At 42.9% G+C, this 16,703-nt stretch carries 14 protein-coding genes and 1 pseudogene; all 15 read right to left on the bottom strand.

Annotation, left to right across the window (positions count from 1 at the left end; genetic code table 11):
- Nucleotides 1-8: 8 nt before the first annotated feature.
- Nucleotides 9-3,581: a DNA polymerase III subunit alpha gene (gene dnaE, locus WFH18_RS08180; protein ID WP_005263087.1), complete on the bottom strand. Its 3,573-nt coding sequence runs from the start codon at nucleotides 3,579-3,581 to the stop codon at nucleotides 9-11.
- A gap of 356 nt (nucleotides 3,582-3,937) precedes the next feature.
- Complete coding sequence (locus WFH18_RS08185; protein ID WP_004279923.1) at nucleotides 3,938-4,633, bottom strand: methionine ABC transporter permease; 696 nt, start codon at nucleotides 4,631-4,633, stop codon at nucleotides 3,938-3,940.
- A complete protein-coding gene (locus WFH18_RS08190; RefSeq protein WP_005100878.1) occupies nucleotides 4,630-5,655 on the bottom strand; it encodes a methionine ABC transporter ATP-binding protein in 1,026 nt (341 codons plus the stop codon). Before WFH18_RS08190 ends, WFH18_RS08185 begins: the two co-directional genes overlap by 4 nt.
- 76 nt (nucleotides 5,656-5,731) lie before the next feature.
- Nucleotides 5,732-6,607, bottom strand: a complete 876-nt coding sequence (locus tag WFH18_RS08195) for a MetQ/NlpA family ABC transporter substrate-binding protein (protein ID WP_005263086.1) — start codon at nucleotides 6,605-6,607, stop codon at nucleotides 5,732-5,734.
- Between the two features lie 602 nt (nucleotides 6,608-7,209).
- On the bottom strand, nucleotides 7,210-7,767 hold the full coding sequence (locus tag WFH18_RS08200; RefSeq protein WP_005263084.1) for a GNAT family N-acetyltransferase: 558 nt from the start codon (nucleotides 7,765-7,767) through the stop codon (nucleotides 7,210-7,212).
- Nucleotides 7,768-7,794: 27 nt separating this feature from the next.
- On the bottom strand, nucleotides 7,795-8,184 hold the full coding sequence (locus WFH18_RS08205; RefSeq protein ID WP_005263082.1) for a DUF4145 domain-containing protein: 390 nt from the start codon (nucleotides 8,182-8,184) through the stop codon (nucleotides 7,795-7,797).
- Nucleotides 8,185-8,649: 465 nt separating this feature from the next.
- Nucleotides 8,650-9,933, bottom strand: a complete 1,284-nt coding sequence (purD, locus tag WFH18_RS08210) for a phosphoribosylamine--glycine ligase (RefSeq protein WP_005263077.1) — start codon at nucleotides 9,931-9,933, stop codon at nucleotides 8,650-8,652.
- A gap of 127 nt (nucleotides 9,934-10,060) precedes the next feature.
- The gene (gene purH / locus WFH18_RS08215) at nucleotides 10,061-11,635 is read right to left on the bottom strand and encodes a bifunctional phosphoribosylaminoimidazolecarboxamide formyltransferase/IMP cyclohydrolase (RefSeq protein ID WP_004646700.1); all 1,575 of its coding nucleotides are present in this window, start codon (nucleotides 11,633-11,635) and stop codon (nucleotides 10,061-10,063) included.
- 95 nt (nucleotides 11,636-11,730) lie between these two features.
- Entirely contained in the window at nucleotides 11,731-12,000 is a 270-nt protein-coding gene (gene fis / locus WFH18_RS08220; RefSeq protein ID WP_001086304.1) for a DNA-binding transcriptional regulator Fis, read from the bottom strand.
- A 398-nt stretch (nucleotides 12,001-12,398) separates the two neighbouring features.
- Complete coding sequence (locus WFH18_RS08225; protein ID WP_005263075.1) at nucleotides 12,399-13,274, bottom strand: DUF3426 domain-containing protein; 876 nt, start codon at nucleotides 13,272-13,274, stop codon at nucleotides 12,399-12,401.
- A gap of 15 nt (nucleotides 13,275-13,289) precedes the next feature.
- Entirely contained in the window at nucleotides 13,290-14,195 is a 906-nt protein-coding gene (prmA, locus tag WFH18_RS08230; RefSeq protein WP_004279896.1) for a 50S ribosomal protein L11 methyltransferase, read from the bottom strand.
- 131 nt (nucleotides 14,196-14,326) lie between these two features.
- Nucleotides 14,327-15,214 (bottom strand): bile acid:sodium symporter family protein, encoded by an 888-nt coding sequence (locus WFH18_RS08235; protein WP_004646703.1) that lies wholly within the window; start codon nucleotides 15,212-15,214, stop codon nucleotides 14,327-14,329.
- An 87-nt stretch (nucleotides 15,215-15,301) separates the two neighbouring features.
- Nucleotides 15,302-16,189, bottom strand: a complete 888-nt coding sequence (locus tag WFH18_RS08240; protein ID WP_005263073.1) for a bile acid:sodium symporter family protein — start codon at nucleotides 16,187-16,189, stop codon at nucleotides 15,302-15,304.
- 32 nt (nucleotides 16,190-16,221) lie between these two features.
- Nucleotides 16,222-16,416, bottom strand: a pseudogene (locus WFH18_RS08245) (IS982 family transposase); the annotation flags it as partial.
- A 31-nt stretch (nucleotides 16,417-16,447) separates the two neighbouring features.
- Nucleotides 16,448-16,703, bottom strand: a 256-nt coding sequence (locus tag WFH18_RS08250; protein WP_336754735.1) for a transposase domain-containing protein, incomplete at its 5' end; no start/stop codon positions are given.

A 16,703-nucleotide genomic window follows, 5' to 3' on the forward strand; every position in this document is an offset into this window, starting at 1 on the left:
ATCAGGATTTATGAATATTGCGGTTGGGATTCAGCCTGATACATTTCCAGTGCATCATCCATGCTCATGCCTGCAGGCGGCGGAGGAATATCCACCGGCTTGGCCTGTTCATAGAACACGGCTTTGGCAGCTTTGGACTTGACCTGGTATTCAATATGCAAGGCTTCTTTACCAAAATAATCACGCAATTTGGCTAGGAGCTCATCCAGTGGGGCGACTTTCCAGTTGAGACCCAGATGCAGTTCAGTCGTGGCATACGGATAGTCCAGATATAGAATCACCGGAATATGTGCGGACATATCGACATTGCAATAAGGAGTCAGAATTTGCTGCAGGTCACGGCTCAAGCTCTTACTGAAATGCTCGGCTGTGAGGGTGATCTTGATGCTATTGGCACGTTTCTGGCGAATTTCATTCAGGCTAAATGCCTTGGTGAGGCGTCCCATCGGACGGTCAAAGCCTTCACGCTCATAGATTTCGCCTTCAATCACCACCACTTTATCGAGCTGGATAATCTCTTTAAAGCGGTTGAAGCGTTCGTGATTGGCTGAAATCTCAATCCGTGCCGTACCATCATCTAGGGTCATCATCATCCGGTTCGGGAAGTTGGCAATATCTACCACCAGTCCTGCAAACACGGTGGTTACACCACGGCGGGTCGGCGTTAGCTCATTGATCTGACTAGGCACAAAGGCTTTCAGCTCATTGCGATACACATCAATCGGGTGGCCGGTCAGATACAGACCAAGTGTGTCTTTCTCACCTTTCAGGCGAACTTCATCCGCCCAAGGTTTGACGGGTTTAGATGGCTTGCGCTGAACTTCTTCCACTTCGCCAAACAAGTCCATGATGCCGGTTTCACGGTTGGAACGTGCCTGTTCCGCAGCTTGAACCGCTTCAGGCAGTTGCGCCATCAGGTCGGCACGATCAATGCCTAAGCAATCCAGTGCACCTGAGCGAATCAGTGCTTCCAGGGTGCGCTTATTGATTTTTTTCAGGTCAATACGATGACAGAAATCAAATAAGTCACGGAATGGACCTTCTTGCGCACGTGAGTCAATCACCGATTGCATCGCCGCTTCACCGACGCCTTTGATTGCCCCCAGACCATAGACAATAGTTTGCTCATCAGTGGCATGGAATTGATACAGCGACATATTCACTGACGGCGGCAAAACTTCCAGATTATTCTTGCGACAGTCATCAATCAGAAATACCACGTTGTCGGTGTTCTGCATCTCCGAGGTCAATACCGCAGACAGGAATTCCGCCGGATAATGCGCTTTTAGCCATGCAGTTTGGTAAGCAACCAAAGCATAGGCAGCCGCATGCGATTTGTTAAAACCATAGCCGGCGAACTTTTCCATATAGTCGAAGATATGGTTGGCGGTAGCTTCATCAATGTCTTTTTTCGATGCACCTTCAATAAAGATCTGGCGCTGTTTGACCATCTCTTCCGGTTTTTTCTTACCCATGGCCCGACGTAACAAGTCCGCGCCACCGAGGGTATAGCCAGCACAGTATTGTGCAGCCTGCATGACCTGTTCCTGATACACCATAATCCCGTAGGTGGGTTCTAGTACGCCTTCAAGTAATGGATGCAAATATTCAAAATCACCACCATGCATCCGGTGAATAAAGTCAGGAATCAGATCCATCGGGCCTGGACGGTACAGCGACACGAAAGCAATAATTTCTTCAAACTTGCTCGGGCGTGCCTCTTTCAGCATCTTTTTCATGCCCACGGATTCAAACTGGAATACCGCGGTGGTGTTAGCATTGGCAAAGACCAGATATGCGTCTTTATCCTCAAGCGGGATATAGGCAATATCTAAAGGTTTATCCGCTTTGATGCGTTTATTAATATTTTTAACCGCATCTTCAATCACCGTCAGGTTACGCAAACCCAAGAAGTCAAACTTCACCAGACCTGCAGATTCGACATCGTCTTTATCGAACTGTGCCACGCGTCCGGTACCATCGGCATCACACATGACCGCAGAGAAATCGGTAATTTTGGTTGGCGAGATCACCACACCACCGGCGTGTTTACCGGTGTTTCGGGTAATACCTTCCAGTTTCAGTGCCATTTCCCAGATTTCGGCTGCATCGTCATGGTCTGGATTGGATGGATTGGTGACGATATCTTTAAGCTGGGGTTCAGCTTCTAGTGACTCAAGCAGGCTTAGACCTAAAGGCTTGGTCGGAATCATTTTCGAGATACGATCCGCCAAGCCATAAGATTTACCCAAAACGCGCGCAACATCACGAATCGCACCTTTGGCCGCCATAGTGCCGAATGTTGCAATCTGGGAGACCGCATCACGGCCATAGGTACGTGCTACATAGTCAATCACGCGGTCACGGCCTGCGATACAGAAATCGACGTCGAAGTCGGGCATCGAAACACGTTCCGGGTTCAGGAAACGTTCGAACAGCAGTTCATAACGCAGCGGGTCAAGATCGGTAATTTTTAAGCTATAGGCGACCAGTGAGCCTGCACCCGAACCACGGCCCGGACCTACCGGGACGCCGTTACTTTTCGACCACTGAATGAAGTCCATCACGATCAGGAAGTAGCCGGGAAATCCCATCGAGTTAATGATATTAATCTCGTATTCGATTCGCTCATCATAAGGCTTGCGAATCTCTGGCCAGTCTTCATCACGTTGTTCAGGCGGATACAGGAAATTCAGACGTTCTTCCAGACCTTCTTTGGACAAGTGTGCAAAGAAAGTATCAATGGTATGACCTTCAGGAATCGGATAATCCGGCAGAAAGTATTGACCCAGTCGCAATGTGACATTACAGCGTTTGGCAATGTGGTAGGTGTTCTCAATCGCAGAGGGAATATCCGAGAACAGCGCCGTCATTTCTTCAGCAGATTTGAAATATTGTTCAGGTGAATAGGTTTTAGGGCGGCGATTATCACCGAGCACGTAACCATCGGCAATACATACCCGCGCTTCATGCGCTTCATAATCGTCACGGGTCATGAAGTGCACATCATTATGTGCAACCACACCGATATTGTATTTTTTTGCCAGCTTCACGGCTTCCAGAATGAAGTTGTCTTCATCCGGACGATTGGTGCGGGTCAGGGCAAGATAAACACGATTGCCAAATTTTTCGACCCATTCTTCTAGCAGCGGTTCCGCTTTTTGCGGATTTGAACTCATCAGCATTTTGCCGACATCGGAATGCATGCCGAGCAGGGCAATCATGTCCTCAGACTGATTTAAAATCCATTGTTTTTGAACGCAGGGGATATCCAGTTGCTGACCACTGATAAAGCCTTCAGATACCAGTTCAGTCAGGTTGCGCCAGCCGGTATTGGTCATGGCCAATAAGGTCATGCGATGTTCGGCATCATTCAGGCGAATTTCGGAACCCAGAATCGGCTTGATTCCTTTGCCCAAACATTTGCCATAGAACTTGACGGCAGCATGCAGGTTAGAAAGATCCGTGAGCGCAAGGGCAGGCATCTGTTCTTTTTCGGCAGCTTTGACCAGGTCAGGTATCCGTACGATGGATTCAGTAATCGAAAATTCTGTATGAATACCAAGATGAACAAAGTGCATAGATGAGTCCCTGCTAAAACCATTGAATAGTTTAACATGGGATTTATTGTTTCAGTTTGAAAATGAGGGGAAATGGCTAACTTTTAGGTCAAGTTTGAATTTGATTTTTTAAGCTGATTATTTAGTTAGTTGTTAGAAGATATTTTCTTTTACTTTTGACGGGGCAAAAGTAACAAAACCCCTTTGTTGATCTGATGGCACTTCCATGTGCCACAGACCAACGGGCGACTTCCTGTCGCCGTGGCACGTATCAAATAGTTGCCGGACTTTACTTTGAAATAATGAGAAAGGGTTTGTAAGTATTAAAAACAATAAAACCCTCAAAAAGAGGGATTTATTCATACATAAAAACTAGCTTAACGAAGTCGGGATAACCAGTCACCGAGGCTTTGTACAATCTGCACCAGAATCAGTAATACGATCACCGTCATGATGACAACAGAGGTATCAAAACGCTGATAACCATAAGAAATCGCTAAGTCACCAATACCACCCGCACCGACTGCACCCGCCATTGCCGTGGCACCAATCAAACTGATGGTGGCGGTGGTCAGGTTAAGAATCAGGGAACTACGCGCTTCCGGCAGAATAAACTTAAATATAATCTGCATTGGCGTCGCGCCCATGGCTTGGGCAGATTCGATAATACCTTCATTCACTTCAAGCAAAGATGTTTCAATCAGGCGACCAATGTATGGGCCGACATAAATGGTCAATGGAACAATTGCTGCCCATGTACCAATCGATGTACCAACGATTAACTTGGTCAGTGGAATGACTGCAATTAGCAGGATAATAAACGGCAGCGAACGCAGCGCATTCACAATAGGATTGAGACCGTGATAAATCACACGATTCGGCAGAATTCCATTCGGACGTGTCACCAGCAGAGTAATCGCCTGAATGAAGCCCCAGATACAGCCAAACAGCATCGCGAAGAACACCATATGAAAGGTTTCTTGCAATGCTGTCACAAACTGATCTATCGACAGGGAGCTTTTCCAGAACGGCGCCGTGATCGTTGTCAGCCACTGTACAATTAAATCTCTCATGCCTGTACTCCCGCCTGATCGACTTGTACGCCGTGTTGTTCAAGGAATTTTATTGCTGCTTGAATTTCTTGTGCATCACCCAGTAGCTGAATAAACATCTGGCCAATCACCGTGCCATTAATTTCGGTCATATTGGCAAACAGAATATTTAAACTGATATCAAACTGTTTAATCACCGCTTGAATCACGGTTTCCTGTGCCGAGCTACCAAGGAATTTCAGGCAATAAATACTGTTGTGGTTCTGGTTTTCCAGATTATTCAGAATATTGACTGGTAAATGCTGCTGTAATACGGTCTGAATAAAATTCTTGGTCGTCGGGTGCTGGGGCTGACTGAATATTTGTAAGGTACTGCCGGTTTCAATCACATCACCTTTTTCCATCACGGCGACATAATCACACACGGTTTCAATTACATCCATTTCATGGGTAACCATAACAATGGTGATGCCTTGTTCTTCATTAATTTTTTTAAGTAGCTGTAGAACAGATTTGGTGGTTTGTGGATCAAGTGCAGAAGTCGCTTCATCACAGAGTAAAATTTTTGGATGATTGGCAAGGGCACGGGCAATACCAACACGCTGCTTTTGACCGCCAGACAATTCATCTGGAAAAGCATGACGTTTATGTTTTAGGTCAATAAAGTCTAATAATTCTTCGAGGCGCTTTTCCCGTTCTGCCTTGCTCCAGCCTAGGAGTTTCATGGGCATTTCGATATTGGCTGCCACGGTTTTGGTTTGCATTAAATTGAAATGCTGGAAAATCATGCCGATGCTGGCACGTTCTTGACGCAATGCTTTGGCATCCAGTGCGGTAAAATCTGTTCCGTTAATGATAATCCGGCCTGAGCTTGGGCGCTCAAGCAGGTTGATCAGACGGATGAGGGTGCTTTTACCGGCACCACTATAACCGATGATGCCAAAAATACTGCCGGTTGGAATCTGAAGATTAATCTGATTCAAGGCATGCAAGGTTTGACCCTTAAGCTCATACTGTTTTGAAATATCTTTAAATTCAATCATAGTGTCAAAAACTGCATCACGGATAAAAAAACAGGCAAGAAATCGTCCTTGCCTGTTCTAAAAGTCTATTATAGTACTATTTTGATTCAGTTAAATACGTCACAGGTTTGTTTACCGCAACTTTCGTACCACCAAAATGTTCATCAACATATGCTTTTACTGCTGGCGTATGATACAACGCACCCACTTTTTGCAGGACTGGATCGTTTTGACGGTCTGCTGCAACAGCTAATACGTTGACATTCATTTTTGTGCTTTGATCGATTGGCTCATAGTAAATCGCATCTTTCAATACGTTTAAACCACCTTCCATTGCCAGGGTATTGCCCAGCACAATCGCATCAACTTCATCTTTTACACGTACTGCAGTCGCCATTTGAATTGGCTTAATCACGATTTGTTTTGCATTTTCGGTCACATCAGAAGTTGTACCTTTGACATTGTCAAAACCAGCTTTTAATTTAACTAGGCCTGCTGATTGTAAAAGTAATAATGCACGTGATTCGTTTGCGCCGTCGTTAGGAATAGCAATGGTTGCACCAGTTTTAAACTCGTTTAAAGATTTCACTTTGCTTGAGTAAATACCCATTGGCTCTAAATAAGTGGTAGATAGAGGTACAATTTTGGCTGTGTTGGCATCGTTGTAAGCCACCATATAGGCATAAGACTGGAATGCATTCACATCAATTTCTTTGTTGGCTACTGCCGTGTTCATTGACACATAGTCAGTAAAATTTTTCACATCAAGTTTGATACCGGCTGCTTTGGTTTCAGGCAGGGTCGCGATATAACGCCATACGTCTGCATCTGAACCGGTCGAAGCCATAGTTACAGTTTGAAGACCATTAGCATCTTTGCTTTGCGCTGCATCAGTGGCAGGCGCTTCTTGTTTACCACACCCAGTTAAAGTCAATACAGAGGCACTTAAGATAACGCCAAGTAACTTTTTCATGAAATTGTCCTAATTCTATTCTTGCCTAAAGTATAAGCATTTTTAAATCGTGTTAAATAAGAGTTTTATTACGATCTAAGTAGGTGGCTTGATCATTGCTGAGGAGGGCTTGAGATCGGAAGATGCAAGCGTGCAGCAACAGTTCTGGTGAACTTGATCAAGTCAGAGGCAGCCCAAATCTGATGTACTTGATCTATTTTGGAGAGAGAAAATAGATATTTTATAAGTACATGCCAAGGTTTATGTGCTCTGAAGTTGCGGATATCATAGCAATAAATCTATATTCGATATACTGGATAAAAAAGCCTTGCTTATCTCTTTAGTCGAATATAAAAAAAGATCTTTTAAAGAAAATATTAATTAAAACAATATATTATTTATATTGAAAATATAGTTTTAATAGATGTGTCTAAATAGTGATCTTTATAAGATTTTTTAAGATAGAAATATGAAAAATGCATATAGATAAATATAAAAAATATGTGATTTTTGGGAAATTAAGAAAATCCTATCATTAACGAGATAAATCTTTCCTTTATATTAACTTAAGCGAGTCAGTATCTGATCTTGGTTTCCTCTGGTCATGATATTACAAGCTTGTTTTAACAGAAGGGAATATGCAGATAATCCGAACGCTGTTTTTTGTAGAGTACGTGTCTACACAAGATATGATCGGCAGGTACAAGCGGATGATCAAACTCTCCCACTTTTTCTAAGCCAATGTTTTGCATGACACGTTCTGATGGCGTGTTGACGCATGCAGTAAAAGAAATGACTTTTTCAAGTCGTAGAGTTCTAAAGGCATATTTCAGTACCGCTTTGGCTCCTTCAGTGGCATAGCCTTGATTCCAGTATTGCGGTAGCAAGCGCCAGCCAATTTCAGGGGCATCGGCAATTTCAAGTTCAAATGGATGCACGTGTAAGCCGATAAAACCGATGAATTCGCCTGTAGCTTTGAGTTCTACGGCAAAGAGTCCCCATCCACGTGTTTCTATGGCAGTACGAATACGTTCAATAAATGCAGTTGCTTCAGTCGCATCGAGTTTTTTAGGGAAGTAGCGCATGACCTCGTCATCTGCACACATTTGGATAAATGGCGCAGTGTCGGAGTCTTGCCATTGGCGCAGGATCAGGCGAGGGGTTTGAAGGTGAATAGTCATTAGGTATCTTAATTTGGTTACGATTTTTTAGTTTCGTTTAGGGATTTGCTCTTTAAACTCATTAAACTGTTTCGTTTTATAGTCCAAAGATATTATATCCTCGACTACGTCTAAAAATGTTTTTACCATTTCCTCTTCAGGTCTAAAGCCTCTATGGTTAGAAGCATTTCCACCCTCAATAATCGTATTTAATATTTCATATTGTGTCTTACTAATATGTTTGTCCTCTAACATTTTTTTGAGCTTTCTTTCAAATCCTCCTATATCGCCTACTTTTTTTACTAAGTATCTATCTATTAGAGTTCGAATTCCTGAAAGAGCTAAAATAAATAATCCTTTTTCGTAGGCTGAAATGACTTCAAAGAAGAGCAACAGATCATCTTTAGGTAGATCGAAAGACCATTTTTTTTCATGCAATAATGATTTGTTGAATCTGGGAAAACTCGTACTTGATATCTAATAAGATTCGCATTTCCCTAAGTTCTCTAAATCAGATTTTATTGAAGCCCATTTTTGGCTAGTGTTCTCATCAATATCTTTTACATGAAATGAGTCTAAATGTAATGATGGCGCATTACATTTTTGACATTGGGTGAACTGGTAGGCATCAATGCTGTAAGTCCATAGTGAGGTTGCTTGATCAGTCGTTATATTTTTTGAAAAACCTTCGATAACTCTTGGGTGGATTGTTAAATTCAATCTATTTTGTGGAGTATCGTGCTTACATTCCCAGCAATATTTCCAAATATACATATATTCAACTTCTTATTTTAGTGATGTGCAAAAGAGTAAATTATTTATAGGCGTATGAATAGTTCTGTGGATTGTATAAGCAAATAAAAAAACCCCGAAAGAATCGGGGTTTTTTATACTTAAATAAAATTAAGCATTTTCACGCACAATCGCACGGTAACCAATGTCTTTACGATATTGAACGCCGTCGAACGTTACTTTTTGGCAAAGTTCTAAAGCTTTTGCTTGTGCTTCACCAATGGTATTACCCAGTGCAGTCACGCAAAGTACACGACCACCAGCAGTGACGATATCGCCATTTTCATTGGCTTTAGTACCTGCATGGAACACTTTCGCATCAGTCATTTCAGTGTCTAAGCCTGAAATCACATCACCATTGCTTGAAGTTTCTGGGTAGCCTTTTGACGCTAAAACGATACCAACAGTCTTGCGCTCATCCCATTCAGCTTCAGCAGGTAAGTTACCTGCAATACCAGCTTCAACGAGATCCACCAAAGATGATTTTAAACGCATCATGATCGGTTGAGTTTCAGGGTCACCAAAACGACAGTTAAACTCGATTACTTTTGGTTGACCTTTGTCGTCAATCATCAAGCCAGCGTATAAGAAACCAGTGTAAACGTGACCGTCTTTTTTCATACCTTCAACGGTAGGACGCATCACTTCATTCATGGTTTTTTCAAACACATCAGCAGTCACAACAGGTGCAGGAGAGTAAGCACCCATACCGCCGGTGTTCGGACCTTGGTCGCCTTCAAAAATACGCTTATGGTCTTGCGATGTTGCCATTGGCAAGATGTTGTCGCCATCAATCATACAAATGAAAGATGCTTCTTCACCCGCAAGGAATTCTTCGATCACAACGCGAGAACCTGCATCGCCAAACTTGTTACCTGCAAGCATGTCATCAATTGCTGCAAATGCTTCTTGATTGGTCATGGCAACGATTACGCCTTTACCTGCAGCAAGACCATCAGCCTTGATCACGATTGGCGCACCATTTTTCTCAACAAATGCTTTCGCAGCATCTACTTCAGTAAATACGTCATAGAAAGCCGTTGGAATGTTATGGCGTTTAAGGAAGTGTTTAGCGAATGCTTTAGAGCCTTCAAGCTGCGCAGCAAATTGAGTTGGACCCCAAATTTTAACGCCAGCTTCACGGCATGCATCTACAACACCATTTACAAGTGGTGCTTCAGGACCAACAACCACTAAATCAACCGCATTGCTTTTTGCAAAGTCGATAATCGCAGCATTGTCTAAAATATTTAAGGCAACATTTTCGCATTTATTTTCTGTTGCAGTACCTGCATTACCCGGTGCTACAAATACTTTTGCGACTTTATCATCTTGCGCGATTTTCCATGCAAGTGCATGTTCACGACCACCATTACCCAAAACTAAAATATTCATTAAAAAAAATCCTTCTGAAATAGAATCCCCCTAAATCCCCCTTTGATAAAAGGGGGACTCCCTTCGCTCTACTATGATATAGAAAACCCTCCTTTATTAAGGAGGGCTAGGGAGGATTTAAAATTAATTAGTGACGGAAGTGACGCATACCAGTAAACACCATTGCAATACCAGCTTCGTCAGCCGCAGCAATCGTTTCTTCATCACGCATAGAACCACCCGGTTGGATAATGCATTTGATACCCGCTTTCGCAGCGTTATCAATACCATCACGGAATGGGAAGAATGCGTCAGATGCCATTACCGCACCTTCAACTACTAAGCCAGCATGTTCAGCTTTGATTGCAGCAATACGAGCTGAGTTTACACGGCTCATTTGGCCAGCGCCGACACCAATGGTTTGACGGTTTTTAGCATACACAATCGCGTTAGATTTTACGTATTTCGCTACTTTCCAAGCGAAGATCATGTCATCGATTTCTTGTTCAGTCGGCGCACGTTTGGTGACTACTTTAAGATCATCTTTAGTGATCATGCCCAAGTCTTGATCTTGAACTAACAAACCACCGTTTACGCGTTTGTAGTCAAGTTGCGATTGACGCGCATCGATTGCTGGAAGTTCGCCACATACAAGTACGCGTACGTTTTTCTTCGCGCCTGTTACTTCAAGAACGCCTTCAGCAACGCTCGGTGCAATGATCACTTCAACGAATTGACGATCTACAATCGCTTGTGCAGTTGCAACGTCTAATTCACGGTTGAATGCAATGATACCACCGAAAGCAGATTCAGGATCTGTTGCATACGCAAGATCATAAGCTGCTTGAATACCGTCTAAAGATACTGCAACGCCACATGGGTTAGCGTGTTTAACGATCACACAAGCAGGCTTCGCAAATGATTTCACACATTCAAGTGCTGCATCAGTATCTGCGATGTTGTTATAAGAGAGTTCTTTACCTTGAAGCTGTTTCGCTGTTGAAACAGAAGCTTCAGTCGCTGTGTCTTCTACATAGAATGCAGCAGCTTGATGCGGGTTTTCACCGTAACGAAGGTCTTGAACTTTGTTCAATTGAGTATTGAAAGTACGTGCAAATTTGTCTGCCTGACCTTCTTCTTTACCTACGCGAGCGCCTAAGTAAGATGCGATCATGCCGTCATATTGAGCAGTATGTTCAAATGCTTTTACTGCTAGGTCAAAACGAGTTGCATGAGATAAAGCACCCTCAGCTTTAAGCTCGGCAACGACAGTTGCATAGTCAGAAGCATTTACGATGATACCTACAGATGCATGGTTTTTTGCTGCAGCACGAACCATGGTAGGACCACCGATGTCGATGTTTTCGATAGCATCAGCAAGTGAACAGTTTGGTTTGGCTACCGTTGCAGCAAATGGATAAAGGTTTACAACGACTAAATCAATAGCATCAATGTTGTGTTCAGCCATCACAGCTTCGTCTAGACCACGACGAGCCAGGATACCCCCATGAATTTTTGGATGTAGTGTTTTTACACGGCCGTCCATCATCTCTGGAAAACCTGTATGCTCCGAAACTTCAACTACAGCCACATTATTGTCTTTCAACAATTTGTAGGTACCACCTGTAGATAAAATTTCTACCCCTAGAGCAGCAAGTTCTTGTGCAAATTCAACAATACCAGTCTTGTCAGACACAGAGATTAAAGCGCGTTTAATAGTCATGATCTTCGTCACAGTTTTCAAGGAACAGAATAAAACAAAATCAGCAATTTACAGGTTAAAAAAAATGCCTGCGGAAGCCGCAAGCATTTTATCATTTATTCACTCATTAAACCGTGAGCTTTTAACTTTTTACGTAAAGTACCACGGTTGAGTCCGAGAATCTCGGCAGCACGTGTTTGGTTACCACGTGTATATTCTAGAACTACAGATAGAAGAGGTTTCTCCATTTCTGCTAGCACCATGTCGTATACCTGAGATGGTTGCTCGCCCTGCAGTTGTGCAAAATAGTGGCGAACTGCGCGATCTACGTGGATACGTAAAGCAACATCAGATTGTGCAGTAAAAATAGGAGATTTGCTATTCATGCGAATTAATCCGAAAAACAGATATCACTTGGGTAAAGTGATATATAAAAGTGGTCTAGAAATTGAAATGAACTCCATTTTAGATCCTAAAACGGAAGTTCTAAAACTTAGTCATTACATTGAGCCTGTAGCTTGACACATCTCTGCGATTTGGTCGAAAAATAAGCGTAACAATAGTTAAAGTTTTGTTACTGACCAAAATCAAAACAAAAAAATCTGCACGATACGCAATAAATTTTATAGCGCATTAGGCAAGACTGTATTTGTTGTGAAAAAGTCGCGAGGAGTTGCAGCACATAGCTTTCGTGGCGCGTATCATACCATTGTCTAAGCAAAAGTGAGCAAGAAAACTGCATTTTTTTTAACTTTTTTTAATTTTTTAATGCTTTCTCAGCAGATTAGGGGCGAATTATTTCCAAAGTATAGCGATCAAAGCTTTTACGATCGACTGGAAGCTTAAATTTGAATTTAAACGGGCTGTTTTTTGGGATGCGCTGAATATTGACCAGACTTTCAATCAGGTACTCTTCGGAGGACAGGTTATAAGTTGCAATCACTTCACCGCGATGTTCCAGATTGATTCTTAAAATCGGTAAGGCCAGGCTACGGTCATGAAAATTGATCAGCTCACCGCTAAACTCAGCTTCATTATTACCGGTTGCCTTGATTTTGACTTTATTGGCCTGAATCAGTGTGTAGTATTTTTCCAGATTGGAACAATTAAACACTTCACAGGCAGTGTTAAAGGCCAGGCTCATAACGTGACTGTTTTTGATGTATTGCGGATTGAACCAGAAGAATTGAAACATCAGCAGGCTGAACAGTGACAGATTGAGTAAACTCCAGCCTATATAGTACATTGGCCCGCGTTTAGTCTGTTTTTCTGCCTGATCTTCCCAATTCATGCTCGGTAATACTGAAATTGGCTCGGTACTGAAATAATTCAGGTTATTTAAATAGGTTTCCAGGTCAATATTGGAATGTTCAACTTTTTGATCAAAAATCTGTAGCAGGCTATGACGATGCTGCTGATCCGTGTGATAAACACCTGGTCTATTTTGAGCATCAGTTTTGCTGAATTCGCTGGAGTTCGACTGAGCCTGAGACATTGGGGCGGTGACCGAATTCCGGGTTTCGGTCACCAAATGCGATAAGGCATTAAACGAAGTAGTACATTTGGGACAGCAAACCATACCCTGCGCAACGGTGAGTTGAGCAACTGTGACCTTATAGGTGGTGGAACAGGTAGGGCAATGGGTTCTTTTGTCACTCATGGATTATTTATAGGCTCATTCGTTCTTATGGCGTTTACCCGAGATACGGCACCAGTGCTCATCTCGTTTTTCTACCTCTAATATATCAAAATAATTTGAGTAAATGCTAGTAACATCAGCAACTTGCTCTTCAATAACACCCGCAAGTGCGAACTGTCCCTCAGATTTAATTAAAGTTGCGAACTCAGGAGCCAGCATCATTAGTGGTGCTGCCAGAATATTGGCAACAAATACGTCAGCTTTGGTATTGCCGAGTTCATCTCTAAATTCTTCTGGCAGTCCGACATAAAGCTTGTCCAGTACGCCATTCAGTTCAGCGTTTTGCTGAGTCGCCAGTACAGCTTGTGGATCGATATCCGTGGCATATGCTTTTTTCGCACCTAATAAGAGTGCAGCTACCGCGAGAATGCCTGAGCCACAGCCATAATCGATGACAATTTTATCTTTCACATTAATTTTGCCGAGCCATTGTAAGCACAGGAAAGTTGAAGCGTGGTTGCCTGTTCCGAAAGCCAGCCCTGGATCAAGCTTGATGTTTACCGCATCGGCATCAGGTGCTTCCATCCATTCGGGTACGATCCAGTATTTATCAGCAATCTGAATTGGCTCATAGGCATCCATCCAGGTGCGTTCCCAAGCCTGATCTTCAATCAGTTCATGACGGATCGGAGCATCTGGCATTTGTGCACGAATAAAGGTTTCTAGTGCGGTAACATCAATTTCTTCGCCTTCTTCCTGCGCATAAATACCGGTCACAATCACTTTATTCCAGAGTGGTGTTTCACCTGGAAGTGGTTCCAGCAAATCCTGGTTTTCAGCATCATCCAAAGTCACACTCACTGCGCCTAGCGAGCTGAGTAATGTCTCAGTAAAATCAACCTGAGCCTGTTCAACCGTAATATGAATTTGTAACCACTTCACAGAAATAACCTTTATACATTTTTCAAAAAGCTATTGTAACGGAAGTTCAGACTCAACGCTGCTATCTTCTTGATCCATTCCCAAAATAAAAAGGATGCCTGAGGCATCCTTTGAACAGTTCCAGAGCTTATCTAGTCCAGATTCGTTAAAGGTGTTTGCGCCGGGAGTGGTGCAAGCCGGTTCAACAGACTGCCAAAAATTGCAGCAAAGATATACATAAAGATAGAATAAACCGCGGCTGGCATCGCCACAGCAGCACTGCCAATCACGGTCAGGGCAATGGTCATGGCGAGGGTGCTGTTATGAATGCCAATTTCAAATGCACTGGCACGGGCTTGAGCGCTATTAATATTCAGTAGTCGCGGAATCAGATAACCAATACTCAGGCTCAGGATGCAGAACAAGGCAGTCGCCAGACCCACCTGGGTCAAGTATTCACCGATATTGCTGCGCTCTTTGATGAGTGTGGCAATAATAATCAGCACCAAAAAGCCAATCGAAAAAATCCGCAGCGGCCGATTCAGTTTTGCTGTCACGCCTGGTGCATAGCGCCGAATCAACATGCCAATTCCCACCGGAATCAGGATGATCGCAAAGACTTGCAGAATCTTGCCGAATTGCAGGCCAACTTGCTGGCTATCCTGCATAAAATGCATGATCGAAAAATTAATAATTAAAGGTAAGGTAATCGCTGCGATGACTGAGTTGATAGCAGTCAAAGTGATATTGAGGGCTAAGTCACCTTTAAACAGATAGCTAAACAGGTTGGCTGTTGCACCCCCGGGCGAAGCCGCCAAGAGCATCAACCCGACTGAGAGTAATGGGGTTAAAGCGAATAGCTTGCAGAGTAAAAAGGCAATGCCAACCAGAATAACCAGTTGGCAGAACAATGCTATAAATACGGCTTTGGGGTGACGAGTGACACGGCTAAAGTCCCGAGGCGTCAGTTCAAGGCCCAGTCCCATCATGATGATTGCAAGTGCCAGCGGCAGTAATATCGTTATAAGGCCAGAATCCATCTGTATGCTCCTTGTCGAAAATTGTTTTAATACTTCTGATTTTCTTTAGAAAAGCATACAGCCTTATAGCAGAATCAGCCAAATAAATTACAAATCTGATAAACGACTTTTATTGCTATACACCACTTGCTGGCGACTAATCAGCACACCGAAAATAGTGGCGAAACTGTACATGAAAATTGTATAAATGCCTGCAGGAATAGCCATCGTGACATTATTTAAGACCGATATCGCAATGGTTAGGGCAATGGCTGTGTTATGAATGCCGATTTCAAAGGTACAAGCACGTGCCATTTTCTCTGGAATGCCCATGAGTAGAGGGATGCAATAGCCAATAAACAGGCTGGAAAAACATAAAATCGCAGTTGCTGTACCAATATTGGCAAAGTATTCGACCAAATTCGAACGTTCTCTGAAAATGGCGAATATGAATAGGATGGTTAGAAAACCGATAGAGAGTAAGCGCATGGGCCTGCTGACTGTAATCGACAGGTTTGGAAATTTGGCTCGAAGCAGCATACCCATGATCACGGGAATCAAGGTAATTAAAAAGACCTGCACAATCTTTTCAACTGGAAAAGTCACGTTTGAGTCATGACTCATAAAGTAGTGTAAGGACAGATTGATAATAAAGGGCAGAGTAAAAATAGAGATGATGGTATTAATGGCGGTTAGAGTAATATTCAGTGCTACATCACCTTTATATATGTAGCTAAACAGGTTTGCGGTTGGGCCACCAGGTGAGGCGGCTAGCAACATCAGACCTACAGCAAGCAAAGCGGGCAAGTCCAAAATCAGACAAATAAAAAAAGCAATACTGGGTAACAGCACTAACTGCGCAAATAAAGTAATAAAAATGACTTTAGGATAGCGACTTAAGCGCAGGAAATCTTTGATGGTGAGTTCTAGCCCCAGCCCCATCATCATGATTGCCAATGTAATTGGCAAAAAAACGCTAAAAAACCCCGAATCCATGAATTTGCCTTTTTATTACGCCAATCTCAACTTTAAATAAGCTTTTCAAATTGAATCGGCGAATAACCACATTTTTTATTCATAACGACGCAGACCGTATGTGACAAAATCTTTCTGATAAAACGATGCGATAAGTGCCATAAATCTCTTGCCCTTACTTTTTGAATATTAAAGCGATCAGTTAATTGACCAATGACCGTTTCAATTTTCCTTCGTGCTCTCATAAGGTAAGCGTCCGCTGAATCCCATGCCTATTTTTTAATTTTGGTCGGATTTCCAGCGGTGTGGCAGTAATTCTTCTATTTGGGTCACTTTATGTGTCGGCAACCTTTTCAGCACATCACTGAGATAGGCATACGGATCCAACCCATTCAGCTTTGCTGACTGGATTAAAGTCATGATATTTGCCGCTCGCTGTCCACTGCGCAGCGAACCTGCAAACAACCAGTTCTTACGGCCCAATGCCCAGGGACGCATTGAGTTCTCTGCCCAGTTATTGTCAATGGGTAGATTG

Source organism: Acinetobacter sp. USHLN143 (assembly GCF_037145695.1).
GTDB classification, from domain to species: Bacteria; Pseudomonadota; Gammaproteobacteria; order Pseudomonadales; family Moraxellaceae; genus Acinetobacter; species Acinetobacter fasciculus.

Coding starts and splice junctions, on each gene's coding strand:
- WFH18_RS08200 (WP_005263084.1), bottom strand. CDS start 7,767: ATGACTATTCACCTTCAAACCCCTCGCCTGATCCTGCGCCAATGGCAA.
- WFH18_RS08190 (WP_005100878.1), bottom strand. CDS start 5,655: ATGATTGAATTTAAAGATATTTCAAAACAGTATGAGCTTAAGGGTCAA.
- WFH18_RS08225 (WP_005263075.1), bottom strand. CDS start 13,274: ATGAGTGACAAAAGAACCCATTGCCCTACCTGTTCCACCACCTATAAG.
- fis (WP_001086304.1), bottom strand. CDS start 12,000: ATGAATAGCAAATCTCCTATTTTTACTGCACAATCTGATGTTGCTTTA.
- WFH18_RS08235 (WP_004646703.1), bottom strand. CDS start 15,214: ATGGATTCTGGCCTTATAACGATATTACTGCCGCTGGCACTTGCAATC.
- dnaE (WP_005263087.1), bottom strand. CDS start 3,581: ATGCACTTTGTTCATCTTGGTATTCATACAGAATTTTCGATTACTGAA.
- WFH18_RS08195 (WP_005263086.1), bottom strand. CDS start 6,607: ATGAAAAAGTTACTTGGCGTTATCTTAAGTGCCTCTGTATTGACTTTA.
- purH (WP_004646700.1), bottom strand. CDS start 11,635: ATGACTATTAAACGCGCTTTAATCTCTGTGTCTGACAAGACTGGTATT.
- WFH18_RS08240 (WP_005263073.1), bottom strand. CDS start 16,189: ATGGATTCGGGGTTTTTTAGCGTTTTTTTGCCAATTACATTGGCAATC.
- purD (WP_005263077.1), bottom strand. CDS start 9,933: ATGAATATTTTAGTTTTGGGTAATGGTGGTCGTGAACATGCACTTGCA.
- WFH18_RS08185 (WP_004279923.1), bottom strand. CDS start 4,633: ATGAGAGATTTAATTGTACAGTGGCTGACAACGATCACGGCGCCGTTC.